Source organism: Neobacillus niacini (assembly GCF_023715415.1).
Taxonomy (GTDB): Bacteria; Bacillota; Bacilli; order Bacillales; family Cytobacillaceae; genus Neobacillus; species Neobacillus niacini_C.
In genome coordinates this window covers 1-542 of sequence record NZ_JAMBOB010000042.1, presented here as the reverse complement: position 1 = coordinate 542, position 542 = coordinate 1, and the positions used below count along the sequence as shown (strand labels likewise).

The window sequence follows — 542 nt, the reverse complement described above, 5'->3', positions numbered from 1 at the left end:
ATCATCCGTAATCTTCTTCGAATCCATGAGTCCAAGTTTTGAAATAGTTTCTTTGAATAGCCAATGCCGAAGTACCTTCCCCATCCTCTAATGATAGGATTTAAGCGACGTTTAACAAACTCCTCTAGATTGACCGTTTGGTTTCTTTTGGTTACTTCCTTGATTCTTTTCTTGAACTTCCCCACGGCTTTATCAGATGGGGAGTGAAAGTATCCTTGTTTGAAGACATACCCTAAAAAGACAAACGGTTCCTCAAGGTTGTCCACGATCTTCGTCTTTTCTGGATGTATTTTCAACCCTAGTTCATTTTCAAGGAGTTTCGATATTGTTTTCAAAACCCTTTCGGGACTTACAACAGATGACGAAGTCATCTGCATACCTAGTTAAGCGATGACCTCGCTCCATCATCATTTCATCTAGTGGATGAAGGAAGATGTTCGCTAACAACGGACTGATTACACCGCCCTGTGGACTCCCCTTATCATTTTGATAGTATATACCGTCCTCGAGGATTCCTGATTTTAAGAACTGTAAGATTAGTG

2 protein-coding genes are annotated in these 542 nt (G+C 40.6%); both read right to left on the bottom strand.

Annotation, left to right across the window (positions count from 1 at the left end; genetic code table 11):
- A partial coding sequence (locus M3189_RS26450) for a group II intron maturase-specific domain-containing protein (RefSeq protein WP_285889840.1) occupies positions 1-335 on the bottom strand: 335 nt, incomplete at its 3' end.
- The coding region (locus M3189_RS26445; protein WP_251639767.1) for a reverse transcriptase domain-containing protein at positions 310-542 on the bottom strand (233 nt) is incomplete at its 5' end. The genes M3189_RS26445 and M3189_RS26450, both read right to left, overlap by 26 nt.